General features: G+C 41.2%; 23 protein-coding genes. 3 read left to right on the top strand and 20 right to left on the bottom strand.

The window, feature by feature from the left end; genetic code table 11:
* The first annotated feature begins 23 nt into the window (after positions 1 to 23).
* Positions 24 to 488: an N-acetyltransferase gene (locus BuS5_RS12030; protein WP_027353067.1), complete on the top strand. Its 465-nt coding sequence runs from the start codon at positions 24 to 26 to the stop codon at positions 486 to 488.
* On the opposite strand, the gene BuS5_RS12025 is transcribed toward BuS5_RS12030, so the two are convergent.
* The 9 genes from BuS5_RS12025 to BuS5_RS11985 all read right to left on the bottom strand — a co-directional run bounded on the left by BuS5_RS12025 (position 475) and on the right by BuS5_RS11985 (position 10,125).
* On the bottom strand, positions 475 to 1,536 hold the full coding sequence (locus BuS5_RS12025) for a hypothetical protein (protein WP_027353066.1): 1,062 nt from the start codon (positions 1,534 to 1,536) through the stop codon (positions 475 to 477). The genes BuS5_RS12030 and BuS5_RS12025 overlap by 14 nt on opposite strands.
* 67 nt (positions 1,537 to 1,603) lie before the next feature.
* Positions 1,604 to 2,239, bottom strand: coding sequence for a TVP38/TMEM64 family protein (locus BuS5_RS12020; protein ID WP_198012183.1), 636 nt, complete (start codon positions 2,237 to 2,239; stop codon positions 1,604 to 1,606).
* Between the two features lie 52 nt (positions 2,240 to 2,291).
* On the bottom strand, positions 2,292 to 3,497 hold the full coding sequence (locus BuS5_RS12015; RefSeq protein ID WP_027353065.1) for a phosphoglycerate kinase: 1,206 nt from the start codon (positions 3,495 to 3,497) through the stop codon (positions 2,292 to 2,294).
* Positions 3,484 to 3,777, bottom strand: a complete 294-nt coding sequence (locus BuS5_RS12010; protein ID WP_035264405.1) for a hypothetical protein — start codon at positions 3,775 to 3,777, stop codon at positions 3,484 to 3,486. The genes BuS5_RS12015 and BuS5_RS12010 overlap by 14 nt, the downstream gene beginning before the upstream one ends.
* A complete protein-coding gene (locus BuS5_RS12005) occupies positions 3,767 to 4,798 on the bottom strand; it encodes an NAD(P)H-dependent glycerol-3-phosphate dehydrogenase (RefSeq protein ID WP_027353063.1) in 1,032 nt (343 codons plus the stop codon). The genes BuS5_RS12010 and BuS5_RS12005 overlap by 11 nt, the downstream gene beginning before the upstream one ends.
* Positions 4,799 to 4,809: 11 nt before the next feature.
* Positions 4,810 to 7,233 carry a DNA gyrase subunit A gene (gene gyrA, locus BuS5_RS12000; RefSeq protein ID WP_027353062.1) on the bottom strand — a complete coding sequence of 808 codons (2,424 nt, stop codon included), beginning with the start codon at positions 7,231 to 7,233 and terminating at the stop codon, positions 4,810 to 4,812.
* A gap of 262 nt (positions 7,234 to 7,495) precedes the next feature.
* The gene (locus BuS5_RS11995) at positions 7,496 to 8,590 is read right to left on the bottom strand and encodes an AI-2E family transporter (RefSeq protein WP_035264402.1); all 1,095 of its coding nucleotides are present in this window, start codon (positions 8,588 to 8,590) and stop codon (positions 7,496 to 7,498) included.
* 66 nt (positions 8,591 to 8,656) lie between these two features.
* Complete coding sequence (locus tag BuS5_RS11990; RefSeq protein ID WP_198012182.1) at positions 8,657 to 8,812, bottom strand: hypothetical protein; 156 nt, start codon at positions 8,810 to 8,812, stop codon at positions 8,657 to 8,659.
* A 26-nt stretch (positions 8,813 to 8,838) separates the two neighbouring features.
* The gene (locus tag BuS5_RS11985; protein ID WP_027353061.1) at positions 8,839 to 10,125 is read right to left on the bottom strand and encodes a thiolase family protein; all 1,287 of its coding nucleotides are present in this window, start codon (positions 10,123 to 10,125) and stop codon (positions 8,839 to 8,841) included.
* Positions 10,126 to 10,282: 157 nt separating this feature from the next.
* Between BuS5_RS11985 and BuS5_RS11980 the strand changes: the two genes are divergently transcribed.
* A complete protein-coding gene (locus BuS5_RS11980) occupies positions 10,283 to 11,521 on the top strand; it encodes an AAA family ATPase (protein WP_051374589.1) in 1,239 nt (412 codons plus the stop codon).
* A gap of 23 nt (positions 11,522 to 11,544) precedes the next feature.
* On the opposite strand, the gene BuS5_RS11975 is transcribed toward BuS5_RS11980, so the two are convergent.
* The 6 genes from BuS5_RS11975 to BuS5_RS11950 all read right to left on the bottom strand — a co-directional run bounded on the left by BuS5_RS11975 (position 11,545) and on the right by BuS5_RS11950 (position 20,296).
* Positions 11,545 to 12,387, bottom strand: a complete 843-nt coding sequence (locus BuS5_RS11975) for a CpsD/CapB family tyrosine-protein kinase (protein WP_051374588.1) — start codon at positions 12,385 to 12,387, stop codon at positions 11,545 to 11,547.
* Positions 12,388 to 12,557: 170 nt separating this feature from the next.
* A complete protein-coding gene (locus BuS5_RS11970; RefSeq protein ID WP_027353060.1) occupies positions 12,558 to 14,123 on the bottom strand; it encodes a GumC family protein in 1,566 nt (521 codons plus the stop codon).
* Positions 14,124 to 14,195: 72 nt separating this feature from the next.
* Entirely contained in the window at positions 14,196 to 15,464 is a 1,269-nt protein-coding gene (locus BuS5_RS11965; RefSeq protein WP_027353059.1) for an outer membrane beta-barrel protein, read from the bottom strand.
* A gap of 230 nt (positions 15,465 to 15,694) precedes the next feature.
* On the bottom strand, positions 15,695 to 16,288 hold the full coding sequence (locus BuS5_RS11960) for a polysaccharide biosynthesis/export family protein (RefSeq protein WP_027353058.1): 594 nt from the start codon (positions 16,286 to 16,288) through the stop codon (positions 15,695 to 15,697).
* The gene (locus tag BuS5_RS11955) at positions 16,285 to 18,693 is read right to left on the bottom strand and encodes a tetratricopeptide repeat protein (protein WP_027353057.1); all 2,409 of its coding nucleotides are present in this window, start codon (positions 18,691 to 18,693) and stop codon (positions 16,285 to 16,287) included. The genes BuS5_RS11960 and BuS5_RS11955 overlap by 4 nt, the downstream gene beginning before the upstream one ends.
* A gap of 46 nt (positions 18,694 to 18,739) precedes the next feature.
* Entirely contained in the window at positions 18,740 to 20,296 is a 1,557-nt protein-coding gene (locus BuS5_RS11950; RefSeq protein WP_198012181.1) for an MraY family glycosyltransferase, read from the bottom strand.
* A 519-nt stretch (positions 20,297 to 20,815) separates the two neighbouring features.
* On the opposite strand from BuS5_RS11950, the gene BuS5_RS11945 reads away from it, so the two are divergent.
* Positions 20,816 to 21,574, top strand: coding sequence for an ATP-binding protein (locus tag BuS5_RS11945; RefSeq protein WP_051374587.1), 759 nt, complete (start codon positions 20,816 to 20,818; stop codon positions 21,572 to 21,574).
* 243 nt (positions 21,575 to 21,817) lie between these two features.
* Here BuS5_RS11945 and BuS5_RS11940 read toward each other — a convergent pair whose 3' ends face one another.
* From BuS5_RS11940 to BuS5_RS11920, 5 genes are all read right to left on the bottom strand, one after another.
* On the bottom strand, positions 21,818 to 22,894 hold the full coding sequence (locus BuS5_RS11940; protein ID WP_232223012.1) for an MraY family glycosyltransferase: 1,077 nt from the start codon (positions 22,892 to 22,894) through the stop codon (positions 21,818 to 21,820).
* A gap of 165 nt (positions 22,895 to 23,059) precedes the next feature.
* On the bottom strand, positions 23,060 to 23,209 hold the full coding sequence (locus BuS5_RS11935; protein ID WP_157487315.1) for a hypothetical protein: 150 nt from the start codon (positions 23,207 to 23,209) through the stop codon (positions 23,060 to 23,062).
* A complete protein-coding gene (locus BuS5_RS11930; RefSeq protein WP_027353055.1) occupies positions 23,181 to 23,516 on the bottom strand; it encodes an AAA family ATPase in 336 nt (111 codons plus the stop codon). The genes BuS5_RS11935 and BuS5_RS11930 overlap by 29 nt, the downstream gene beginning before the upstream one ends.
* A 115-nt stretch (positions 23,517 to 23,631) precedes the next feature.
* A complete protein-coding gene (locus BuS5_RS11925) occupies positions 23,632 to 25,224 on the bottom strand; it encodes an ATP-binding protein (RefSeq protein WP_027353054.1) in 1,593 nt (530 codons plus the stop codon).
* A 3-nt stretch (positions 25,225 to 25,227) separates the two neighbouring features.
* Positions 25,228 to 26,187: a UDP-glucose 4-epimerase family protein gene (locus BuS5_RS11920; RefSeq protein WP_027353053.1), complete on the bottom strand. Its 960-nt coding sequence runs from the start codon at positions 26,185 to 26,187 to the stop codon at positions 25,228 to 25,230.
* Between the last annotated feature and the right edge of the window lie 21 nt (positions 26,188 to 26,208).

Below are 26,208 nucleotides of genomic sequence, written 5' to 3'. Positions count from 1 at the left end.
GCCATGATGATATGCATACGCCTATGATCAGAAAAACAACTATCAAAGATATTAAATTGATTCATAAACTTTTAATGGTATATGGCAGCAAGGGGGAACTGCTCCCCAGGCCTTTAAGTGAACTTTACGATCATATAAGGGATTTTTCAGTTCATATTGATGGGCAGACTAATATTTTAACAGGTTGCTGCGCTCTGCAATTTTGCTGGGAAGATCTTGCTGAAATCCGATCCCTGGCTGTGCGTCCCGATTATACAGGGAAGGGCATCGGAGCCGGACTTGTGGAGGCTGCTCTTTCCGAGGCGGAATCTTTCTGCATTAAAGAGGTCTTTGCACTTACCTATCAACCTGAATTTTTTAAAAAATTTGGTTTTAAAATAATAAACAGATCAAGTTTGCCGCTTAAGATATGGGCAGACTGTATCCTATGTGTAAAGTTTCCGGATTGTGACGAAACTGCTATGATGAAAAAAATCAGGAGTAGATAACATTTAAAGGGATAGGTGGATATTCCCAAACCCCAGGCCTTGGGCAGAGATGCTGCCCGCCCACTGAAAGCCAGTTTAAATCGGGCTTGATTTCCCTCAATTTTCCGTCATCAGGGGGCCTGGATTGGCTGGTATAGGCATAGGTGGCTTGAAAAATGGCAATTCCTCTATCTTCACTGTGGGCAACAATATAATTCTTGGTCAATGTTTGCGGCTCCATGTTGTTATCCCTGGCTATTTGCTCAACCTCATTCTCATCAAGCTCCATAAGGATCGTCTTTGAGACCCCCCTTTCGGAAATTCTGATAAGAGCTCTCGACTCGCTGCTGCCGGCGTAAATGGTGCTGATACAGGGTATACGTTTAAGGTATTGGGCGGCAACAATAGCAGCAGTTCTTCTGCCTCCTACCATAAAAGGCTGGCCATAATATTCAAAAAATTTTTTTTGAATATCTTCCGCATACTTGTCACCTTTTTCATAAAGATCTTTTGAAATATAGCGCATGTTCTTGGCCATGTCTTCTGCGGCATCGGCAATCGGCCAGTCGATTCTTACATGAAAATGGGAGAGACTGTATCGGTCTCTTGCTTTGGCGTCGGGATTCCTTTGAATAATCAGAGCATAATCCACAGGGAGCAACGTTTCAAGGAAGTCATAAAAATGCACTGATTCAAGGTACTTCTGGTTTCTGTCGAATTTGTTTTTCAGAGGAAAAGCTTTAGAGCGTAGTAGGTTTTGTTTGGTTGTCTTGTTTACGTCGAAAAACCTTATATATTTTTTGTGGTCATCGGGTATCGTATCTTCTATAAAAATTACCAGGAAAGCATTCTGGTATTGGTATTCAAGATCCGGTATGCGGGCCCGCGGTTTTAATTCACGCTTTTCTACAAAAGGATAAGGAATTTTTTTTTTAATAAAATTATTGTAGGAATCGACAAGGGAATGTTGAAACATGAACTGATCCAGTTCATCTCTCAATAGTTCATAATAAGAGCGTTTCAACCGGTCTGACTGACTAAGTTCTTCTCTTACACCCCAGAATGCCAATTGTTCATACCTTTCTCAATTTTTATAATAAGTTATCATAAATTCGGCAGATCGTCAATCGTCCTGATCAATCATTTCTCTTTTTTATCCATTGATACATTTTTCCCCGATACAGGAATGCAAATAAAATAGAAATAAGGCACAAAGCGGAAACTAAAGAAAAGATAAGATAGTTTTTTTCAAAAAGAGAGGCTCCCTGCAGGCTTAACAATAATGTTCCGGGCATACGTCCTATTGATGCCATGATTATAAAAATTTTAAACGGTATTTCACTTATTCCAAGAAATATACAGAAATAATCTTTTGGAAAACCTGGAAAAATAAATAGAAGAAAAATTAGAAAAAGACCATTATTTGTTGTTAAAGCACCCAGTTTTTTTATTTTTTTGGGAGGTATAAGGCGTCTTATACAATGGATTCCCAGTAAACGACCGATTAAAAAGTTAATGCATGAGCCTGCGGCAAGACCGGCGCTTGAGTATAAAAAACCTTGCGCCGCGCCGAAAAGATAGCCGCCTATAAAACCTGTGGCCTCGCCGGGGAGAGGAGCAAAAATTACCTGCAAAACCTGGATTATGATAAATATAAGCGGAGCCATGGCCCCAAAGGATATAATGAAATCCTTAACTTCATCTCTGTCTGTGATAAAAGCAAAGAAAGACTTTAACTCTTCCCATAATATATCTTTATAAAAAAATCCCAATATCATCAGCAAAGTAAAAAGGATCAGAAATATAATAATTTTTTGCCGTTTTTTAATTTCTACCCCCCAAGTTTTTTGCAGCCTCATTCAACGCTGTGACCGCAGGCAGCATCTTACCCTCCATAAGTGTAAGAAAAGCGCCCCCCCCGGTTGAAATATATGTCATCCTGTGTGATTCTCCGGCTTTGTGAACGGCTACATCAGTGTCACCTCCACCTACAATTGTAAGTGCATAGGAATTTGCCACGCTCTGCACCATTGCGCCAGTACCCCTGGAAAAAGCATCCATCTCAAAGACGCCCATGGGTCCATTCCATATTATAGTCTTTGCATTATATAATGCTTCTGAATATAATAAGGAAGTGGCAGGTCCTATATCTAGAGACATCCAGTCAGCAGGAATTTCCTGCATCGGGACTACCTTGATTTCAGCACGTTCATCGAATCTGTCCGCAACAACTGTATCCACTGGCAGGTAAAGTTTTATTTTTTTTTCCTTTGCCTTTTTTATGATATTTTGGGCTGTATCAATAAGGCTTAATTCTACTTTTGAATTACCCATATCAATCCCTAAGCTCTTAAGGAACGTATTGGCCATGGCGCCGCCTATTATCAACTTATCCACATGGTTTATCATATTTTCAAGGGCTTCAAGCTTGCCTGAAACCTTTGCCCCTCCTACAATAGCAACAAGAGGACGATGAGGATCGGACATGGCCTTTGAAAAATAGGTGAGCTCTTTTATTAAAAGAAAACCGGCTGCTGCAACAGGCGCATACCTGGTAATGGCGCTGACAGATGCATTGGCCCTATGAGAGACTGCAAAAGCATCGTTTATATAAACATCACATAAATCGGCCAGTTCTTTTGCAAAAGCATCATCATCCTGCTCCTCTTCAGGGTGAAAACGCAAATTTTCAAGAAGAATAATATCACAAGGATTCATTGCTGAAACTATTTTTTTGATATCAGGGCCTACGCAGTCGTGCGCCATAGACACATTATGCTTTATTATCCTGCCTAAACGCCTGGCCACCGGCAAAAGGCTGAGTTCAGGCACAACTTTTCCTCCGGGCCTGGCCATATGTGAACAGATAATCAATATGGCATTATGATCAAGAACATATTGTATAGTCGGTAAAACCGCCCTGATCCTTGTATCGTCGGTTATATTCTGCTGATCATCATAAGGCACGTTAAAATCGACCCTTATTAAAACTCTTTTACCGTCTATATCAAGATCTCTAATTGATTTCATCAAGATTTTCCTTTTTTTGGTAAGATAAACTTTTTTTTCGCGACCATCTTTGTAGAAAATTTATTTTACCTGCTTTGTAGGCCCTGTCAACGAGCTCTTCCTTAAGTTTAAATCCCTGGTCTCCGGATATGGCTTTTTTTAAGCAAAGGGTTTTATTAATACATGCAAAGCATGTTTCCGGTGTCTTTCGTAATCCATCGTCGGTCTGTGGAAACACCTTGTCTATTTGGCCGAAACAGGAAGGATATTCAGACTCGTTATTCTTGATGTCAGATTTCATCCAGTTCTTCCCTGAGTTCTCGTGTCATAAGCCTGTGAACAGCCTCTTTAGGAGAAATATCATTATAAAGTATATTGTATATTTCGCATGATATCGGCATCTCAACCCCTATGCGTTGCGAAAGATTATATACGGATTTGGCTGTTTTTACTCCCTCGGCTACCATCTTCATTTCAGAAAGGATGTCATCTATTTTTTTTCCTTCCCCCAGAAGTTTGCCAACTGTATAGTTCCGGCTTAAATTGCCTGTGCATGTCAAGATGAGATCCCCGACACCCGCCAGGCCCACAAATGTTCTTGGATTTGCGCCCAGATTTAACCCGAGCCGGCGTATTTCTGTAAGACCCCTTGTAATGATGGCTGCCCTGGTATTTAAGCCGAAATTAAGACCGTCCGCCATGCCTGCAGCTATTGCAATAACATTCTTAGTTGCTCCGCCAAGCTCCACACCTGTAATATCATTACTGGTATATACCCGAAAATAGGGAGTGGCGAAAGCATGCTGCACTAATTCAGCTGTTTTTTGATTTTTGGATGCAACAGCTACCAGTGTCGGTATTTTTTTTGCAACTTCACTGGCAAAACTAGGGCCCGAAAGAACTGCAAAAAGATTTTCAGGAATATTGCTGAAAATTTCAGAAAGCACACCTGTCATGGTCAGATGTGTTTTGTTTTCAATACCTTTGGATGCTGATACGATGGTCATATCCTTGGTAACAAAATCGGATATTTTATTTGCTGTTTCTCTCATCACATGCGATGGGACAACAAGTAGCAGCAGATCTTTTCCGGATGCAACTTTTTTAAGATCGTTCGATGGGTGAATATTGGGTGAAAGTTTAACGCCGGGCAGAAATATCCTGTTTTCGCTGAAGTTGGCTATATCTTCTTTAATATTTTTTTCAAAAGCCCATAAATCTATACTAAAACCTTTTAAGGCCAGGAGATTGGCAATGGCGGTTCCCCAACTCCCGGAGCCAACCACTCCAATCCTCAACCCGTCACAATTATTATCATTCATAAATTATGCCCCTACTTTTCCGCCAGCCTGACCGCGCCGACAACTTTTTCTTCAGAATCAATGCCTATAAGTTTTACACCCTGGGTATTACGGCTTATAATGGAAATTCCTTGTACAGGCATACGTATCAGTTTGCCGCTGTCGGCTATAAGCATAAGGTCATCATCATCTTCCACCAGCAGGATTGCAATAACTCGTCCATTTCGTTCGCTGGTCTTGATTGTGATAACACCTTTGCCTCCGCGTTTTTGAATGTGATATTCGTCAATCGAAGTCCTTTTGCCGTATCCATGTTCCGTTGCGGTAAAAAGAGTCTGTCCGTAGCTTAAAACCTCCATGCCGACAATTGAGTCGCCGGGCGCGAGCCTGAGCCCTCTTACTCCCCTGGCAACCCGACCGGTTGCGCGGACATCAGATTCGTGGAACCTGATCGATTGCCCGCAAGATGATCCCAGGAATACATTCATGGTGCCGTCCGTGATTCTGGCGGAGATCAATTCATCGCCTGGTACAAGATCGAGCGCAATAATTCCGCCGGCCCTGGGCCTGCTGTAAGCCATGATATCCGTTTTTTTAACAAGTCCGTTTTTGGTGGCTGTGATTATATAAGAGCCAGGTTCAAAAGCCGGAACATTCAGCACTGCTGTAAGCTTTTCGTTTTTTTCAAAATTCAGCAAATTTACGATCGCCTTGCCCCGGGTCGCTCGTCCGGCTTGGGGGATTTCATAAACTTTACACCAGTAAACCTTGCCTAGATTTGTAAAAAACAGAAAAGTGTGGTGGGTGGAAGCCACAAAAAGATGCTCCACAAAATCTTCATCCTTGGTGGTCATGGCGGTCTTGCCCTTGCCGCCGCGACGCTGATTGCTGTAAAGGGTTAGTGGATTCCTTTTAATATAACCGCTTCTTGAAATGGTAACCACCATATCTTCTTCTACAATCATATCCTCCAGGGTGATTTCCCTGGTAGATTCTACTATCTCGGTTCTGCGCTCATCTCCGTACTCATTCTCTATTTCATCCAGTTCTTCCTTAATAATCAGGTCAACAAGGTGCTCGCTTTCCAGAATTTCCTTGAACCTGGCAATATCTTTCAAAATATTATTATATTCTTCCAAAATTTTATCCTGCTCAAGTCCGGTAAGCCTTTGAAGCCGCATATCGAGAATTGCCTGGGCCTGGATGGCAGATAGATCGAATCTGTTTATAAGTCCGGTTTTGGCCTCAGCAGGGGATTTTGATTTACGTATCATTGCAACCACTTCGTCCAGGTTCTCAAGCGCAATTTTCAAACCGAGCAAAATATGGGCGCGTTCTTCAGCCTTGTTAAGATCGAACCGCGTTCGCCTGACAATCACTTCCCGGCGATGTAGAACAAATTGTTCCAGGAGTTCTTTCAGGTTAAAAATCCGGGGCTGGTTATCCAATATTCCCAAAAGGATAATGCCGAAGCTGTTTTGCATCTGGGTATGTTTATAAAGCTGATTAAGGGTAATGTCCGGTATCTGGCCCTTTTTCAGGGCAATAGCAATCCGCATGCCCTCCCTGTCGGATTCGTCCCGCACAAACCTTATTCCTTCAATCTGCTTATTTCTAATTAAGTGCGATATTTTTTCTATCAGCCTGGCTTTGTTAACCTGGTACGGAATTTCGGTAACTATAATGGTCTCTCTTTGTGTTCTTTTATCTTTTTCTATCACAGCCCTGGCCCGCAGGCGTATTACTCCCCGGCCGGTTCTGTATGCATCGTAGATTCCTTTGGTCCCGTAGATCATGCCCGCCGTGGGAAAGTCCGGCCCCGGAATGATATTGACAAGTTCCTGGAAGCTGATTTCCGGGTTATCGATGACGGCTTTAACCCCCGCAACAATTTCCGGCAGGTTGTGTGGAGGAATGTTGGTCGCCATTCCGACGGCTATGCCTGAGGAACCGTTTATCAATAAATTTGGAAATTTTGTTGGAAGAACAGTAGGTTCTGATAGTGATTCATCGTAATTGGGGACAAATTCGACAGTATCCTTTTCAAGGTTTTCAAGCAGTTGATGGGATAGATGCATCATTCTGATCTCGGTATATCTCATCGCGGCCGGGGGGTCGCCGTCCACCGAGCCGAAGTTGCCCTGGCCGTTTATCAACGGATATCTTAAAGAGAAATCCTGCGCCATCCTTACAATGGTGTCATAAACAGCAGTGTCGCCGTGTGGATGATATTTACCTATAACATCACCAACAATACGGGCTGATTTTTTATAAGGTTTGTTCCAGTCGTTTTTGAGCTCATGCATGGCAAACAGCACACGTCTGTGAACAGGTTTAAGACCGTCCCTAATATCAGGAAGTGCCCGGCCGATAATAACGCTCATGGCGTATTCGAGATAAGATTTTTTCATCTCGATCTCAATGCCGATAGTATGTTTATTTTCCGGTTGAATCATAATTTTTCAGTTTTTCATATAATAATGAATAGTTAAGTTTTAAGTGTTAACAGAAATTTACAAACTCATTTTGCTTTATTATAATTATCTGATATTTAAAACAAAAAATTGGTCAATAATCAATATCTTTCAATACTTTTTGGTGGCTTCGCTTCGCTTAATCCACCCTACAAACTTTTATATAAATATATAAAATTGTAGGGTGGATTAAGGAGCGTAGCGACGAATCCACCAAAGTTAACAATATCAGTGAGCTGAAAATCTATAGGGGAGGAGCGGCGTTCGATCCGCCTGATTCTATAATTTTCTGGTAATTGGTTTTATATATATCGGTCAAAGTCAGAAATGCGGTAACCACCAGTGGTCCGTAAATTATTCCAAGGATGCCGAAAAATTGCAGACCGCCGATTATTGCCAGGAAAATCAGCAGGGTGTGCATTTTTACACGTTTTCCCACCAGGCGCGGTTTAAAAAGATATTCTATGAAGCCGGAAAGGATCAGGTAAAAGATAATAAAAAATATTCCGGCTCCTATGCGTCCGTTTAAAAAAAGAATTCCGGCTGCCGGGATGAAGACGAGTCCAATTCCCAGGATAGGCAGAAATGCCAGCAACCCCATGATAACGCCCCACAAGAATGGAGATTTAAGGCCGAAAAGTGCAAAAACAACACCGCCCAGCAGGCCCTGGATCAATCCGCATAATCCGTTGCCTATGAGAACGGCGCCGGCCATGTCTTTAAATTTTGATATTAGTTGCTCATTCTGCTCTTTGGGCAGTGGCGAAAGATCAATTATAAAAGCAAGAAAGTCATCGCCATCAAGTAGCAAAAAATAGATCACAAGCAGCATAAAACAGAAGTTAATCGCAAGCCCTGCCATGTTTGACGCGATTACCCGGATCTGTTCATATAGAAAAAATCCTGTTATTTTGGCTGTCTCTGCAATTGCTTTGTTTAAATCATCAGCGCTTAATTCAAAATTAAAATTAGATAGAAAGATATTTACTCTTTCCAGTATTCTGTTGTCTGCAAGAAAAGTTTTTATCTCATCGTTTAATACAGCGCTCTTTGCTGTAAGATATAGATCATAAGCCTCTTTGGACAGAGCGTTTCCGAAAAACACTATCGGCACAAACAATATAATGAAGATCAGGGCGCATGTCAGAAGTGACGCAAAAGATGGTCTGGTTCCTTTTTTTATAAACTTATAAACCGGCTTAAAGACACCGGTCACCACTGCGCCGAGGATAATCACCGAAACAAAAGGCCAAAATAGAATGCTGATAAGATAGATTGATATAATAAAGAGAACCAGGAAAAACCAGAATATCGAATCACGGGAAGAACTGCAACCCATTCTGCCTCCAATACTTTTAAAGCAGCAGGGGGCAGGAAAATTTAAACCTGCACCCTGACTCTTGTTTTACTTACTGATAATTCCGAGCCCTACCAAAATAAGAATAATTTCATAAACAAAAACCGGCGCGTAACTGCCTGAAAGAGTGAAAGCGATAACACCTCCGATTATGGCGGGAACAACAAAAAAAACAAGAATACCTAATTTTCTGCTTATATTCATAATGAATAAGTTTCCTTTAAAAATAATTAACGTTCAATTATCATTGCCATGCCCATTCCGCCCCCGATACACATGCTTATCAGGCCGGTACTATAGCCTTTGCGTTTCATATGGTTCATTCCGGTAACCATCTGCCTGGCACCTGTGCACCCTATCGGATGGCCTAGGGAAATACCGCTTCCAAGCTCATTGGGCCGGTCGGTTTCGATCCCTAGTTCACGCATACATCCAATCGCCTGGGATGCAAAGGCTTCATTCAACTCGATCATATCAATATCATCAAGCGTCATTCCTGTAGCCTTTAAAACTTTTCTTACAGCCGGCACGGGACCGAGGCCCATATACGCAGGGTCTATGCCCCCGGCTGCAAAAGCCTTTATTTTTACTATAGGCTCAAGCCCCATATCTTTTGCTTTATCAGCGGTCATTAAAAGGACGGCCGCCGCAGCATCGTTAATTCCGGATGCATTTCCGGCTGTGACTGATCCGCCTTTTTTAAAGGCCGGTCTTAATTTGCCCATTTTTTCCATGTTTGTATCCATGGGACGCTCATCAATATCAAAAACCGTTTCACCTTTCCTGGTTTTGATTACGACCGGCACAATTTCGTCGGCAAAAATTCCGTCTGCAATGGCCTTTCTTGCCCTGTTATGGCTCAAAACACCGAGTTCGTCCTGCTCCTTCCGGCCTATATCGTACAGATCGGCAATATTTTCCGCAGTTAAACCCATATGGTATCCGTAGAAAATTTCATACAACCCGTCAAAAACCATGATATCATATATGTCGCCGACACCGGTAAGCTCCATTCTGTGCCCCCATCGAGCCTTGGGCAGCGCCATGGGCGCCATGCTCATCGCTTCCTGACCACCCGCAAGCACTATATCAGCCTGGCCGGCCATGATCGATGCTGCTCCCATGGCAATTGCTTTGAGGCCTGAACCGCAGATTTTGTTTATCGTCGTGGCCGGAGTCTCTTTGACGATTCCGGCCTTTATCATGGCCTGACGCGCAGTATTCTGGCCCTGACCGGCCTGCAGCACATTACCCATAATCACTTCGTCGATTGTTACCGGAGCCGCAGAATTGTCCCAATCATAACCTTTTTTTTCAAGCTCAATAATTCCCCTGCCTTTCAGCTTGTCCGGGGCGCTCTCCTCCATTAATTCATTCGGCACCGGTTTAAGGCCAACGCGTTTAAGAACATCCTTCATTACCAACGAGCCTAATTCAACCACCGGAACTGTTTTCAACCCTCCGCCGAAACTACCTATAGCAGTTCTTGAGCCACTTACAATTACCACGTCTTTCATGCTAAACTTCCTCCTTTGAAATCACCCTTAAGAATAAACTTGCCTTTACATATTTTAAATAATAAAAAATAGCCTTATAAATTAAACAAAATAACAGCACTAAAATATATAACATATAAAACAATTTAAGGTCAATAATGTAAAAGTTGAGTTTCCTATGTATGAAAAATTTTACGGCCTGAATGAAAAGCCCTTTAATATAGTACCTAATCCCGCGTATCTTTACAGGAGTGAAAAACATCAGGATGCCTTGACATATCTGGAATATGGGTTGATGGAGGCAACCGGTTTTATCCTCCTGACCGGGGAGATCGGCACCGGCAAGACTACCCTGGTGCGATATATCCTTAATCAGGTTGAGCCTGATATGGATGTTGCGGTTATTTTCAATACTAATATTACATCTGATCAGCTGATCGGCCTTATCCTGGATAATTTTGGAATCAATTCCAAAAAAGATAAAACAGCTAATCTTGATCTGCTGTATCGTTTTTTGATAGAAAAATTTTCCGATGGCAGCAGGGTTTTGATAATTATAGACGAGGCACAGAATCTTGCTGCAGATGTTCTGGAAGAAGTCAGAATGCTGTCGAATCTTCAGTCGGATGAGCAGATCCTGTTACAGATCATGCTGGTGGGACAGCCCGAATTAAAAGCCAGACTTCAAGATCCCAGGCTGGCTCAGCTTGCGCAGCGTATTACCGTAAATTATCATTTATCTACCCTTACTAGGGAGGAAACAGGGGAGTATATAGCGTACCGGTTGAAAAAAGCAGGCGGGAGTCCTGATATATTCATGCCTGAAGCCGTTGATTTAATCTATACAAATTCCGGGGGGGTTCCCAGGATTATAAACCTGTTCTGTGATACTGCCATGGTCTATGGCTTTGGTTATGAATTGAAACAGATAAACTCAAAAGTTATTGACCGGGTTATTGAAGATAAAGGCGGAATAGGATTTTATGTCGAGCCGGAGAAAAAAAAGGATGAAGATAAAAAAGATGAAGATAAAGGCGGGATTTTGCCGGCAATGAAAGGGGAGGGGGGTGATGAGGAACTTTTACAGCGGTTCCAGAGATTTGAAGTTAATCTCCAGGATATCAGGCTGAAAATTAATATGCTTGTTAAAAAACAGGCGAATCAAGATGATTACCATGATGAAATGGTCAGCACGCTGCAGAACCTTCTTGATCGGGAAAGAGAAAATAGCGATAAAATTATAAAGGAATATGCAGCCCTGGATGAAAGATTCAAGCGGTTATCCGGAGATTATTTCGGTATGATAAAAAAAGAGGCCGGGGAAGAAAGGCCGACATTGCAATCACCGAAAGATGAAGATCCAAAAAATCAACATGTAAAACGGGGGATTATGCAATGGTTTGCCAAGCGTTATTGAGCGATCTTTGTAGCCTATGTTCGTCAGGCATAACCATAACCATATTTCATCCTTTTATGAATAGAAGCTGTTTGTCTGTTAAGCACATATCCGATAAAATTGTTTTGCGGGAGAAGATCCACCGCTTTTTTCACGTCCTGGATGGTGGTCTTTCCCTCTTCGACCACCATTAAGGTGCAGTCCACCATTGGTGCAAACGTAATGGCATCTGCGTTTCCAAGTACAGGGGGAATGTCAAAAATAATATATCTTTCATCGTAGCGCTTTTTCATTTCATCTACCAGATTTTTCATTTTTGGTGATCCAAGGAGTTCGCTGCTTTCCAGTACATTTTTGCCACCGGAGATAAAAGTCAATTTTTCAATTCCCGGCCATATAATCAGTTCCTTCAGAGGTGTGTTATTTTCAAGATAATCTATCAGCCCAATATTGCTGGAAACTCCCAGATACTTGTGAATATTTTGATGGTGTAAATCAGTGTCTACAAGGAGTACGGTCTGATTGAATTCCCTGGCCATGGTAATGGCCAGGTTAATGGAAGTGAGGGTTTTACCTTCACCGGGATTGACACTGGTTATCATGATTGTGTTCCATCCGTTGGCCTGCATGCAATGCTGTATGCGGGTTTTCAGCACCTTGTAATAATTTATGGCAACTGAATCCGAAAAAAGGGCTGCGCACTTGTTTTCTTCCGCTTTAACCGTATCGAGTTGGGCTGATTTTGATTCAAGATAATCCGGCGGAGTCCATCCCGTATTTTTCTGAACGGCCTGGTGTACTGGTGCTTTAGCCTTGTTTTGCTGCGCTGTTGATCCTGTTCGTTCACGTTCCTGTTTTGCTTTTTCTATAGCTTTTCTAAGTTCCATAATTTTGCCCTAAATAATTTTGGTTCATCACGGATTAGTGTGGTAATCCGTGATGAACAGCTATTAGCTTTTAGCTGTTAGGTATTAACTGCTAATAGCTGATGGCATAAGTTTAATTAGTATATGCTCAATAAATAGAATTTCCAAAATAATCCGCTATGATCCATAATTTATAGCTTCCGCATGAGTTTGGCCCAGAATACATTAAAATCCATAATAAAAAAATGAAAAATAATAATTGCTGCCACCACAAATAAAATTATTCCTATTGCCAGGATAATGCGATTTTTTTTTTTACTCACAATATCCTTGCTGGTTAAAATTTCAGGTATTTCCGCCAGTACCGGGAACGATGTCGCGGCTGTAAGGGTCTCTGCTTTGCGGACAGATTGATCTGTAAATTCTTTTAAAGAAGCAGCCCCCACTCCAGCTCCTAAAGATAGAACAAGACCTATCAGGATAATTGCAAGACGGTTGGGTTTAAAAGGTTTCTCAGGCAACTGGGCCGGATCGATCAAGGTGAAACGCTCTCCTTTCTGCTCTTTTTCCAGTCCCTGGGCGACCTTTGCTTCCATGAATTTTCTCATCAGGTCTTCATATTTGGCCCTGGTGTTCAACTGTTCAGTTGCCAGTGCCTTGAATTGTTCTTCTATGCGCGGAGTCGCTTCAATTCTGGCCCTATAATCGTCTCGTTTCTCCTTGACCTCTTTTATCTGCCTGTAAACGGAATCTATCTCGGACTTTACGCCTGAAAGCTGGGATGCCAGGGTGATATGTACAGGATTATGTTTTATATCATTTTTTTTACCTTTTGATCCTCCTGGGGCGTTGATCTGTTTTTCCAGTTCTGCGATTTCATTTTTTGTTTTTATCACATCCGGATACTTATCTGAAAAGCGGCTTTTCAGATAAACAACCTGCAACTTAAGCTCGTCCAGCCGCTGTTTGTCCTGGTTGGCCGATTCCGAAATGATCCCGGATAGCTGGGTTTGCAAAGAACTTTCCCTTTCCTTGAGCGTGCGAAGGAGTTCGTTCAGACGGTCAATATTCTGCTCCAGGCTGTTTAAGGTTTGCATATTGACCTGTATCAGTTCAGGTAGTTCATTAATATGCTCCTTTTTAAAGATGGCAATTTTTCCCTCTATTTCCGCAAGATCATTTTTAACCTTGAGCATCTCGGTTTCCAGGAATTTGGTCGTCTCGCTTGTCTGACGCTCCCGGACCTGGAGGTTTTCTTCGAGAAACAGGGAAGTTATAACATTGGCAACCCGCTGAATTTTTTCGGGTGTATCCTTGCCTTCATAGGAAAGGGTAAAAGCTATGGTTGCGACTGAAGCCCTGCCTGTGCGGCGGTCCATTACCTCGGCACTGATAGGCTCCATTGAAACATCTCCACGCATTTTTTCAACTATCTCTTCCTGTGTCCATTTTTTTTGTTTGTCCGGGTAAAGATCAAAACGCTTAATAATATTCAGCAGCTTGGTCGTGCTCATGATTCGCTGGTTGATGGACTGGATCCGCTGCTCAGCATAGCTTGTAACGGTTGTGATGACAAAATCGGCCGGGATCTCCTGCTCTTCAATCAGGATTGTAGCTGTCGATTTGTAAACCGGCGGCAGCGTCAAGGCAACTATTGCGGCAATAACAAATATGATTAAAGCAGGAATAATCAGTGACCATTTCCTGTTTTTTACAATCTGAATGTAGTCGGCAGGTGATAAAGCGGCTTCTTCCATAGAGTTTTCTCCAAAAATCTCAGTCTGTATTAAACTTTTTATATGAAAATGGTAAACATTAATGCATGGCGCTTATTCAAACAATGGATAATCCATTGAAATTTTAATAAAAAATTGATTTCGCCTTGTATCTGTATGATCTTCCCTGTCTTTATTTTTTGTAAAATAATATGAAGCTTCCATAAAAAGATCATTGGTAAAATTATACCTTATACTGGGGCGTATGCGCCAGGTGGTTTCATCAGTACCCCTCGCTGAATAGTCGCCGTCATCGGCTTTGTTAAGATAATATTCCGTCGATATCCGGCCGCTGAGTTCGTATGTGAACCTCCGGCTTATATTAAGCTCTATGGATGTTCTTTCGGTTGCTCCCGATGTCCCGCTGGATGCTCTGACGTCATGGGAAAAATTAAGACTGCCGCTTGTAAGCTCTCCATTATAGGAAGTAGTAATCCGCGCGACCATGCCGGTGCCGCTGTTATTTTCTTTTTGGGTAGAATCGTATACGCTAAAAGGTTGATCATACTCATAACTGGTTTCATATTTCGATTTTGTGTAACTACCTCCTATATCGGCAAGTATGCTGAAAACTTCACTAACATTTCGGCTGACACCGATTGTAGCGGAATAATAATCTATTCTTGTATTGTCAATAATTGTTAAAAAAGATCTGGTAATTTCACCATCCAGATAATCATATCTTCCATAACCGAAATTCAAACGTCCCACAGTCAGTTCATCTATAAAAGTCAAATTATGGGTAAATCCCAGATTTACATTCTGCATGCGGATGTCATTATCTTCACGGTTATCAAAATCATCTTTTGCAAATGAATACGAGCAGTTTACTGCAGTTGTTTCGGTAAGCATGCTGTTGAAAGAAAAGCCGCCGTTATACCTTATACGGGTTTCATCGCCTTGAATCAGGCCTGTTGCCGTGCCTTCATCTATTACTTCAATATCACGGTCCCGGCGGGAATCCTTTTTATAACCGGCATCAGCGGTTACACCTGTTTTAGGTGTAAGCTGATAATCCAGATTGCCTTTATAATCCTGATCTATGGCATTCAGGTCATTATTATCAAAGTAGCTTATTCCGTCAAAACGGGCGGACAGGCCGGCATTTAATCTCTCGGTACGGTTGCTCAGTTTCAGCCCGGGCGAAATCGTGGTTATAAAGTCTTCTTCTTCATTCCCGTCGTCGAAAAATATATTGTCATTATATTCCCCTTTAATGCCAATTGAAGGTATAAGCTTGAAATCGTCTGCGGCAGCTTTTCCCGGCCCGGCCACAAGAGCCAAGGCAAATAAATATAAGATAATTTTTTTTTGTAAGACCATATGTAAAAAATATACTTCCTTGAACAAAAAAAAGTTCCTATAGATTTTCAGATAATTACCCGATTTTAAAATTGGGCACAAGGCCAGATGGAGGAAGGCGTATTGTAATACTCCGACGACCGATAACGCAGTGAAATTATTTATGTGGAAATCTATAATAACCGCCATGCCCTGATGGGCGGGCTAATGTATTCGATATTTTTCGGATAGGGCGACCACAAGGGTTGCCCCTACGGCACTACTATAATATCCCCGCGTTTCAGCATTATGTTTTGTTCAAGATTTTCGCCTTTTGAGACATCGTCGTACCTGAATTTAAAAATAGTTGTTTTGTCGTTTTTCTCCCTGAAAATCAGGACTTTATTTTTTTTTGCAAATGGATTCAGTCCACCGGCCATGGAGAGCGCCTGGAGCACATTTATGTTAGTATTGAGAACAAAACGACCGGGATGATTTATCCGGCCAATAATATAGATCAGCATGCTGTTTACTTGCTGCACAACCACGGACAGGTTTGGATCGGGAACATATCGCTCAATTTTTTTATTCAATTCATTCCCGAGAGAAGCCACTGTTTTTCCGGCAGCATCAATATCACCGATCAACGGGAATGAAATTTTACCATCAGGCAGAACAGTAACCAGTTTGGTCAAAGCTTCCTCTTTCCAGACGGAAATATCCAGGATATCACCGGGACCGATTAAATAGTCATCACCAAAAAATTTTACCCTATCTTCTTCTGCCAGGCACGCTGTAGCAAGTATGGAAACTGGAATTAAAACGGCTGAAATTAAAACCATTACCAGGAGTTTTAACCTTTTCATAATAATTGTCCTTTAAGTTTTTTTAATATTTTTTTCGCCTCATTCCTGCCGTCAAAATCCTGATTTTCGGCAAGGGCCTTTTCAAGCATATCAACAGCTTCTTCGATCCGGCCGGTTTTATTTAAAAGCATCCCCATATGGTATGCTATCACAGGATTGTCAGGCGCTGCATCAAAGGCATAACGGGTAAACCGCAATGCTTCAGTCAGATTCTCCATTTTGTAATATATCCATCCTATAGTATCAAGTATTACCGCCTCGTTTGGTCTTGCTTGTTCAGCTTTTTTTGCAATTTCGAGAGCTTTTTCAAGCTCCTCGTCTGTTTGGTAGTGATTACTTATCAAAAATGCAAGATTATTAGCGGCCGACCAGAGCTTCGGGTTAACCTCCAGGGCATTTTCATATGTTTTGATTGCCTTTTCATATTCGCCGGCCTGGTCATATATTTGTCCAAGTGACAAGTACGCGGCCGGATTGTTGGGATTGGCCTTTAAGGCGGATTCAAATTTGTCTATAGCTTCCTGTTTTTTTCCCTGCGCAATATAAAGACTGGCCAGGTTATTATGCGGCGCCGGCCACAAGGGCTGGATTTTAATCGCTTTTTTAAATGCATTTCCAGATTTTTTATATTTTTTTTGAGATCCGTAAATTTGTCCCAGCATGTTGTATGCAAACGCATCCCCAGGATTATCTTTTATTCTTTCCTCACATATCGCTATGGCTTTGTTATGTTTTTTCTTGAAAATATAAAGCCTGAGCATGGAAGATAAAATGGCGGCAGACTGGCGGTTTTTTTCATAGCCCTGCTCCAGGATCCGGATAGCCTGATCCCACTTTTTTTCGGCGCCGTACAATCTGGCCAGCTTTAAATAACCCTGGGCATTTTCAGGCATTATTCGGATTATTTTTTTATACTCATTTTCAGCTTGGTCAAATTTCTTTAAACCGGCAAAAAGATCGCCAAGCGCAGCTTTTGCTCCGATATCATCAGGATAATAAGCTATTATTTTTTTCAGATTATCTTCGGCACCTTTATAATCCTTATTCATAACAAGTATGCGCGCAATACCCGTTAAAGCCTTTCTTGATTTCGGGTTAACTTTCAGGGCACTGCGGAGGGTGTCCAGGGCCAGACCTTTTTCATTGTTCATCATGTGCGCCTGGGCAAGGCGAAGATAGGCGGTAATATTTTCAGGCTTTTCGTTTACTATGGTGCGAAATTCAGAGATGGCATTCAAACCGTCACCCTTGATAAGGCAGATCTCTCCTTTGGTAAAATGCGCTTCAAGGCTTTTAGAATCTTCTTTTAGCACCTCCGTAACATACACTTCCGCTGTTTTTAGATCCTTTTTAATAAGATATATTTTTGCGAGCGCATTTTTGGCCTGCAAAATCTCCGGCGCTGCCGGATCTTTATCCAGTGCCAGGCATTCTTTAAGAATCTCAACCGCTTTGTCCGATTTGTTTTGTTTTGCATAGAGCTCGCCAAGTATAAAACGGAGCTTGTAACTGCCGGGATTATGTTCCAGCCCCTGGCGCAGCATTTTTTCAGCTTCATCAATCTGTTTTTTGGTTATATAGAATTTGGCGAAATTGATCCAGTTATCCTCATTGGTTTTATCCGATTCAACCAATTCCTTCAGCAGGGTCACAGCCTTGTCTTGCCGGCCCGAATCCCAATAAAAACCGGCCAGATTAAATTTTGGGCCGACCTTGTCAGGTTCCAGCTTGATGATTTTTTTCAGAGTGTCAACAGCGTCATCGGGCTGCCCGGAGCCGGCATAAAATCGGGCCAGAATAAGATGGAGCGAAACAGATTGTGGGTTTTCTTTAATACCGGTCCGGATGATTTCTATAGCATCATGGAGATTTTTATCCCGGGAATAAATAGATGCGATCATAATATATATGTCCGGTTTGGTCATTCCTTTTTCAAGCAGCATTCTAAGCAGCTTTTCCGCTTCAGAGCTCTTTTTTTCGCTCAGCAGGATTGCTCCTTTCAAAAGGAGCGCCTCAAGATTATCCGGGTTTGCCTTTAATATCAGCTCAACCTCTTTTTTGGCCCGGTCAAAAGCCCGGCCTGCTATGAAAAGTTTGCCAAGCTGCAGATGTGCATCCATATTTTTAGGATCAAGGGATATTGTTTTTGAAAAGAGACCAAAAGCCTTTTTATAATTTTTATCCTTAAATTCCACCATACCCAGCATGTAATAGGCGCCCGCAAATTTTGGATCGATCTGCAGGGCATTCTTGAATTCCAGCCGGGCCTTTACGTAATCCTTTTTTTCAAAAAGTGTTTGCCCTTTAGTGAAAAATTTCATTTTTTTCTCTTCCGGTGTGCCGCAGGCGGCAAGGAGGAAAGCCAAAAGACAGACAATAAGAGTTTTGGATAAGTATTTAGACATGCTTGATGCTCCGTTCAAAACGTAAATTTTCGCGGATTAATTGAAATCATGTAAAACCTTTTATAAAAATTACCATAAAAGTGCCGGCAGTAGCGGCTCCCAGCTTACCTGACTCGCCGCGCAGTTCTCCGATAATAACCTCATAGCTGAACAGAAAGACAATTATTTTTGCAGTAATCAGACCTAAATGATTGTTATCAAAGTAAACCGCAGGAAAGTTAGGCACAATTAAAGCGACAAAGAGTATAAGAAAATCCATGGGCGTTGTTTTGAAACCATGTTGTCGCTTGGTGAACTTCAGCGTCATTATCACAAAAAAAACCAGGAATCCAAATGAAAGGTTATAAATTTGCGTCATACTGCTGTTTATCCATGGCACAGGGGTTGATTCACTTATAAAAATAAGGAAAGGGATAGAAATGTATAAACAAAGGCGGAGAATATTGCAAAGCCTTTTTTTTTTGAAAAGTATAGATGCTAAAATCAGTATACACGCAATAATTGAAAAAATTGAGAAATATATCGGAATATTGACCGGAATAAAAGCAGTCGCCAGCAAAAGTAAAGGGATGCCATTATAAATTGTTTTGAAAGATATTTTTATAATAACCTTCTTCTCTTTAAGTATTTTGAGTCTGCCTTTGATGCTTTTGTCGAACCAGCTTAACCTGGCCAGGCGCGTGCCTGCTTTTTTGGCCGTTAAAAAACAGTAAATAATTGTACCCGAAAATATCAGATAAATTATTAATATGAACCATTCTGAAAAGAAGCGGAGCAGAACCGCAGCAGTAACCAGCAATGCCTGAAAAATATATATTAAAAGTACTGCTTCGGTATGGAAAAAGCCGAGATCCAGAAGTCTGTGGTGGAAATGCCTTTTGTCGGCCACAAAAGGAGACTTATGAGCAATAATACGTTCTGTCATCACAGTTAAAGTATCCAGTACCGGAAAACCTGTCAGCAGCAAAGGTAAAACAGCGCAAAAGGGCGGATTCGATTGTGTTATACTGATTGAAAGCACAGCAGCCATAAACCCGAGTGCCTGGCTGCCTGCGTCACCCATAAAAATAACCGCCGGAAAGGTGTTGAACCTGAGAAATCCGAATATTGCTCCTGTGACTGCTACCGCAATCAGCAGGATTGCGGAGTTGTTACTTAAATAGGCCAGATAACCAATGCCTATGAAGGTTAGGATTGATATTCCACCTGCTAAACCGTCAAGGCCATCGGAAAGATTGATAGCATTTGTTATGCCCACAATAAAAATTAAGGTCAATGGGATAGAGAATGGATCGGCCAGAAGGCTGCCATCCGGCAGTAAGGTGCCAAGATACTGTATCTTGACTCCCCCGTAAAGGATAACAATCAGGGCTGCAGCAATCTGGCCGGTAAATTTTGTTTTATATCCCAGGTTTTTTATATCATCAAGAAATCCAAAAATAACAACTATAGAAGCACCGGCCAGAATAGATTGAATAAAATGATCCATGCTTGACCAGAATAGAATCGGAACAAGGGCGCCTGTAGCCATGGCGAGTCCGCCTATTTTCGGCATGGTTGTTTCGTGTATTTTTCTCTTGTTGGGAATATCCACCGCATTCATTTTAACCGCATATTCCTTGAAACAAGGAATAAGGATAATAGTAATGAACATTGACAAAAGTAGAGTGGAAAAGAGATACATTTTTTTACTTAGTGCCTCAACTACAAGTATATATCATGTTGATAAAATAACTATTTCCAGTTTTTTTCTAAACCAGGGTTTAAAGCTATTAGCTGTAATTTATAATAAGAAATCAAACAAAACAGGTTACGATAAGGTAACACTTTTTTCTATCATTTTGAAAGGAGAAAGTGTCGGGTTCTATAGTGGAACTTACAAGGTCTATAGATCGTCACATAAATAATTTCAATGCAGCCTCATCAATGACAGTTTTTTTATTTTGCCTGACAAAGAAACCAATAAAAACAATGGACGTTCCGCAAGTACGTCCAGGTACAGTTAAATCCTAAAGCATACTTGAGCATTATAATTCAAAAGTCGAAAGGAGATAATTATGCTAAATTATTTTAGAAACAAACAGGCAAGGATTGTTCAGTTCATACCCGATGCTTTTGTTCGATGGATATATTGAGTTTTAATGAATATCTTGATCTCAGCAGAGGCTGCAAATTGCCTGTTCAGCCTCTGGAAGAGATCTTAAACCGGGGCTCGGAAATCAGCCTTGATCTGGCATTGTCACAGTCCAACATTTACAGTGATTTTAAAGATTATCTGAAATATGGGGCATATCCATTTTTTATGGAGGATAAGGATGAATTCAAAAACAAGCTTTTTAATGCCCTGCAGAAGATCATTAATGAAGATATTCCGTCCTGCCATAAAATAGATTATCTTCAGACCCGTATATTCAAAAAACTCATTGCGAAATTAATCGAATCAAGGGTGCCCTATAAAGTCAATGTGTCAAAATTATCTCTGGAACTTGGTATCACCCATCCCACGTTGAGTATTTACCTGGACATGCTCAAAGATTCGAAAATTTTTCAACCCATAAAAAAATATTCGACCCGGATATCCAGAAAACCGGCAAAACTGCTCTTTGATAATACCAATATTCTCCATGCCTATGCCGACGAATTCGGCATGGATGTGGAGGTCGGAACGATCAGAGAGACTTTTTTTGCAAGTTGCTTTTCCGATATTTACTATTCAGATATCGGGGATTTCAGGGTAAAGGATACTTTTTTTGAAATCGGCGGAAGAGATAAAACCTTTAAACAAATCAAAGATGTACAAAAGAGCTATTTGGTCATTGATATTGACTACACTACAGATGTTCGCAAAATACCCCTCTGGCTTTTTGGCATGATAGCGTAGCATAGTATGGGGTCAAGGGGTACACTCTTGACAATTTCAACCTTCTTTTCTATCTGCATAAGCTGTTTTCTAAGTTTTTTGTCTCCACTTATGTGTCTAACCGTATATCTCCTATATTTTTTTAAGGTGGGCTTTCATAGGCGCATTTTCTCAAGCAACCAGTCCCCAACATTCCGGTTGGTAAATTCAACCCCGAAGAGATAAACTTCCTTGTTCATTTCCTGATATTTTTCAAAATATTTTTTATCTTTGATCTGATTTAAAGCCTGGCCATGAAATTAAATGCACCATTTTTCTTCGAATGAAACAAGAAAAATATGCAAAAAGGGCAAAATAAAGAACAAGCAGCAATATTACAGCCGGACCATATTTATTGCAGAGTGAAATTATGGAAATTCCAATAAAAAGCTGAATAAATCCGTATCCGGCAGACACCTTCCAATGCCGCATGCCGCCTTCATTGGCCAGAATCTGGTAAAGGTGGCGGCGATGGGGCTTGCTGAGATTTTCACCATCGACAAACCTTATTGCCATGGTAGTAAGACCGTCGGCATAAAACGGTAAAAGAAATGCAGTCATCACAAAAAAATCAAGCCAATTCCTGCAAAATACGACCATCAATCCCGAAAACACAAAACCAAGCAGAACACTCCCAACATCTCCCATGAATACCCTGGCATTCGGTATATTAAAAGGCAGGAATCCAAGGCAGCCAAAAGCCATGCAAAGAGAGAGTTTGATATAATCAGGATTTGCTCCAATCCTGAAAGCATAAAATGATAACAACCCGAATCCGGCCAGGCCTGTAATTCCCGCGATTCCGTTAATCCCATCCATGAAATTGTAACAATTGGCAGTTCCCGCAATAAATATGGCACAGAATAAAAGTAATAAATAAGCATGTATCGGGTTTTGATCGCTTCCCCATATTCCGGATACAAGCATAATGGCTGCTGAAAACTGAACGATCAATCTGAATACCGGCCGGATATCGGATCTGTCCCCCCAAAAACTGACCAATGAAATAATCAGCGCCGGCACCCAGAAAGTCCACACAATATTGAATACGACCGAAAAAAATAAAAAAGCGGCCAGAATACCTATTCCGCCGCCTTTAGGTGTTACATTTTTATGTGAACTCCGCTCACCAGGATTATCGGAAAACCCGATTTTGTTGCCATAAATCGCCATTACCCAAGCGCCTGCTCCCCCTGAGACAAGAGCCGCAAGGTAAAAAATAATATCTGTTTTTTTCATATCAGGAAAATGATTTTTTGCATCCAGGGTTTGCCTTTTAAAGAATCCAGGAGTCAGAACCAAACCCGAACCTGCAAAGCTATTTCAAGATTTAGTTGTTTTTATCCGTCCACTCTTTTAAAACAAATTCTTTCAAAACCAAGAGCAACAACTACAAATTTTAGGAGACGCAGGTTTTTATGCCTTGATTCAAGTTTTTCCCCGTAATCAATAACCTGTTTTGTACCGTTATCCAGCTCCTGCCGGATTCGGGGAATTCCGGGTAATGCGTTTTTCAGAAAGCTTTTTTGCCTGCGTACCGGTTATGCCGGCATCTTTCAGGGTTACAAACTTAAATTCGATTAAAACATCATAAACAACGGCATGTCTTTTTGACATCTTCAGAGCTGCCTGTGGGATCAACACATGAAAAATCGAATCTTAAAATAAAATATGAATTACGCAGATCAGTTGGATTCTTCCCAATCTTCAATCCCCCAAAAATTTTTTCAAACTCATCCTTTTTCGCCACATCATAGTAGTTCTCCAGCATGGAAAGAACAAGGCTCTTGCCAAAACGCCTGGGACGGATGAACAACTGGAAATCCGATTTTTCAAGCAAGGGTATTTTGTCTGTTCTGTCACAGTAAAAATAACCCTTTGTAACAAGCTTTTGAAAATCACTGATACCGTATGGAAATTTCATTGTTAAACCCTTATGAAAACAACGGGTTACATTGTTATTCGTTTTAAAAAATCGGCATTGTTAATTCCGGATAGTTCTATATATCGTAACATATTAAAATGATGCAATAAAATTATTAAAACCCATTCTTATTTAACAAGGCTGAAAAAGAGTTTTTCAGCCGTTCCCACTCAAAACCAACAATATTTTTTTCATTTCTGCTGAAGTCAACGCCGACCAGGAATATTTTATAGTCATCAGAATGGAGCAATGCCTGATATTTTTCAAAATACTTTTTTGTTTTAATCTGTGCCAGGGCCTTATTTTTGTTTTGATCCAATTCAATCACTTTGAATTCAATCAGATAAATATGCCTGTCTAATTTAATAGTTAAATCAATTCGGCCATGATTGGTGGGATCTTCAGGTTTTACGTCAATCCCCAAGGCCGCAAAATAGCAATAAAAGATAGAGGCATAATAGCCTTCGTATTTATCAAGATCATTATTAACATACCAGTTATAAGGAATTGAAGCGAACAGGGAATGAAAAACAGTTTGCAGCTTGTCAAAATCAGCTTCCACCAAAGCTTCATATATGGCTATTTTGTTATCTTCTTTATTTGAGGTTTCTTTTAGCAGGTAATGCAAAATATAATCGGTTAAACTCATTTTTACTTCCAGGTTGGGATAGCCCAGTTCATATATTTCCCTCGCACCAACCTGCCTTCTGCCTGTAATAGTTAAATAACCGGTCTGAAACAAAAGTGTTTCCAGCTCAATAACATCAACATCAAAACTGCTTAAAAGAGTTTCAGTAGCTTTTATATCTTCTATCCTGGGCACAAAATATTTTCTCTCCCGGATCAGCTTAATCAGAAATGAAGGCGTTGCTGTTTCAAACCAGTAATTTTTATAAACCCCGGAATCCAGGTAAAGAAGAATATCATAAGGATTATAAACAGTCTCTCCCAAAAAACTGTAACCATCATACCAAAGCTTTATCTTGTCCTGATCGACCCCGTCCAGCCGATCTTTAAAAGTATGAATCAGCTCAGGATGGGTATAACCGCACAGGGTGGCATACCGGTGATCCAGGGTAATATCGGTCAAGTTATTAAGACCGCTGAAAAGACTCACCTTTGAAAACTTGCTTACGCCGGTAAAAAAAACAAATTTCAGGAATTCATCACAATCTTTTATAACCGAGTATAAATTTTTCAGACCTTCCCTGATCTCCAGGGCAATACCTGTTTCAGTAATATTGTCAAGAATCGGTTTATCATACTCATCTATCAGGATAACGACCTGCTGCTGGTATTTCTCATGCAGAATTTTAATTAATTCATGAAATTTTATGTCAGGCGATTTATATCGGTTGGTTATTTTATAAACAGCATAGTGTTTATCCATGTTATAGTTTATCACTTCATTCAAGTGCCGGGCGGATTGAATCACACCCGCCCCAAAACTGATATGAATAACCGGATATTTCTGTGCCCAATCCCAGTTTTGCTCTAAAAACAAACCCTTGAAATATTTTTTTTCGGCTAAAAAAGCCTGCTTCAGCGTATCAATAAACAAACTCTTGCCAAACCGCCGCGGGCGCGCCATAAAATAATATTTTCCATTATCAACCAGTTTTTTTAAAAGCAAAGTTTTATCGACATAATATCCATACTTTTTCCGAATCTCTTTGAATGTGGATATCCCAATGGGTAATTTCTGCATGGTTTAAGCATCCTTTATTTTTAAATACCACTTTGCAGTTTCTGATAGTCCCTGGTCAATAGTATAATTTGCTTTCCACCCTAATGCCCTTTGGATTTTATCACTGTCAACCGTAAGTGATCCTGTAAGGCGGTCAACCTGCCCGGATTTGCCTGAAAACATTCCTGCCGCTTTCAGCAAAAAAGAGGGTGAGTAAAAAAGGCGCGCCGGCTTCCCCATAGCAGCGGCAATCTTCCTGATCAGTTCAGGGGTTGAAAGATCGACCCCGTCACTCACAAAATAAGTCTTCCCGGATGCTTTTGGATGAAGAATGCATTTTAAAACAGCGTCAACCAGATTTTCCAGGTAGATTAAACTGCGACGGTTTTCAACACCTGCCAATGGTAAAGGAATGCCCCGTTCAATAATTTTGAAAAGACTTAAAAAATTGGCTTTTATGCCGGGCCCGTATACCAGCGGCGGTCTGATAACAACAACCTCCATGCCTGTCTTTTCTGAAATTTCATGCAGGGCCTGCTCTGCTTCCCATTTGCTGATACCATATGGATCTTGAGGCTCAGGCTGATCATCTTCGGAATATGGCAATCCCCTGTTTTCACCGCAGGCCTTGACTGAACTCATATAAATAAAGCGCCTTACACCGGACTGCGCCGCCATCCCGGCAAGACGCGCCGTGCCTTTAAGGTTTACCTCCCGAAATGCTGTAAGAGGATCTGCGGCCGCATCTTTCAGCACATGCGCCCGCGCAGCAAGATGAACCACCGTGTCGATGCCGGTCAGGGCTTCAGACCAGTCGGTTTGAGGCCCGATTGATTTTACTATAACCGGAGATACTTTTTTTGGAAGGGTTTCCGCTTTTTGCGGCGATCTGACAGCGCCTCGCACGTGCCGGGCATCGGCGCATAATCTTGCGCACAATGCCTGTCCTATAAAACCATTAGCGCCGGTTACAAGTATGTTCATAAAATGCCGTTTGAGATTTTT

Source organism: Desulfosarcina sp. BuS5, assembly GCF_028752835.1.
In the GTDB taxonomy this organism is placed as follows: domain Bacteria; phylum Desulfobacterota; class Desulfobacteria; order Desulfobacterales; family BuS5; genus BuS5.
Note: the sequence above shows the minus strand (reverse complement) of the source record. Positions and strands in the feature narration are given on the sequence as shown.

Bases quoted from the DNA above. Each gene is read 5' to 3' on its own strand.
- BuS5_RS11970 (WP_027353060.1), bottom strand. From the start codon at position 14,123: ATGGAAGAAGCCGCTTTATCACCTGCCGACTACATTCAGATTGTAAAA.
- BuS5_RS11965 (WP_027353059.1), bottom strand. From the start codon at position 15,464: ATGGTCTTACAAAAAAAAATTATCTTATATTTATTTGCCTTGGCTCTT.
- BuS5_RS12005 (WP_027353063.1), bottom strand. From the start codon at position 4,798: ATGAATGATAATAATTGTGACGGGTTGAGGATTGGAGTGGTTGGCTCC.
- BuS5_RS12015 (WP_027353065.1), bottom strand. From the start codon at position 3,497: ATGAAATCAATTAGAGATCTTGATATAGACGGTAAAAGAGTTTTAATA.
- BuS5_RS11985 (WP_027353061.1), bottom strand. From the start codon at position 10,125: ATGAAAGACGTGGTAATTGTAAGTGGCTCAAGAACTGCTATAGGTAGT.
- BuS5_RS12030 (WP_027353067.1), top strand. From the start codon at position 24: ATGATCAGAAAAACAACTATCAAAGATATTAAATTGATTCATAAACTT.
- BuS5_RS11950 (WP_198012181.1), bottom strand. From the start codon at position 20,296: ATGAATGCGGTGGATATTCCCAACAAGAGAAAAATACACGAAACAACC.
- gyrA (WP_027353062.1), bottom strand. From the start codon at position 7,233: ATGATTCAACCGGAAAATAAACATACTATCGGCATTGAGATCGAGATG.
- BuS5_RS11980 (WP_051374589.1), top strand. From the start codon at position 10,283: ATGTATGAAAAATTTTACGGCCTGAATGAAAAGCCCTTTAATATAGTA.
- BuS5_RS11920 (WP_027353053.1), bottom strand. From the start codon at position 26,187: ATGAACATACTTGTAACCGGCGCTAATGGTTTTATAGGACAGGCATTG.
- BuS5_RS12010 (WP_035264405.1), bottom strand. From the start codon at position 3,777: ATGAAATCTGACATCAAGAATAACGAGTCTGAATATCCTTCCTGTTTC.
- BuS5_RS11925 (WP_027353054.1), bottom strand. From the start codon at position 25,224: ATGCAGAAATTACCCATTGGGATATCCACATTCAAAGAGATTCGGAAA.
- BuS5_RS11975 (WP_051374588.1), bottom strand. From the start codon at position 12,387: ATGGAACTTAGAAAAGCTATAGAAAAAGCAAAACAGGAACGTGAACGA.
- BuS5_RS11935 (WP_157487315.1), bottom strand. From the start codon at position 23,209: ATGTCAAAAAGACATGCCGTTGTTTATGATGTTTTAATCGAATTTAAG.
- BuS5_RS11930 (WP_027353055.1), bottom strand. From the start codon at position 23,516: ATGAAATTTCCATACGGTATCAGTGATTTTCAAAAGCTTGTTACAAAG.
- BuS5_RS11990 (WP_198012182.1), bottom strand. From the start codon at position 8,812: ATGAATATAAGCAGAAAATTAGGTATTCTTGTTTTTTTTGTTGTTCCC.
- BuS5_RS11955 (WP_027353057.1), bottom strand. From the start codon at position 18,693: ATGTCTAAATACTTATCCAAAACTCTTATTGTCTGTCTTTTGGCTTTC.
- BuS5_RS11945 (WP_051374587.1), top strand. From the start codon at position 20,816: ATGGATATATTGAGTTTTAATGAATATCTTGATCTCAGCAGAGGCTGC.
- BuS5_RS11960 (WP_027353058.1), bottom strand. From the start codon at position 16,288: ATGAAAAGGTTAAAACTCCTGGTAATGGTTTTAATTTCAGCCGTTTTA.
- BuS5_RS11995 (WP_035264402.1), bottom strand. From the start codon at position 8,590: ATGGGTTGCAGTTCTTCCCGTGATTCGATATTCTGGTTTTTCCTGGTT.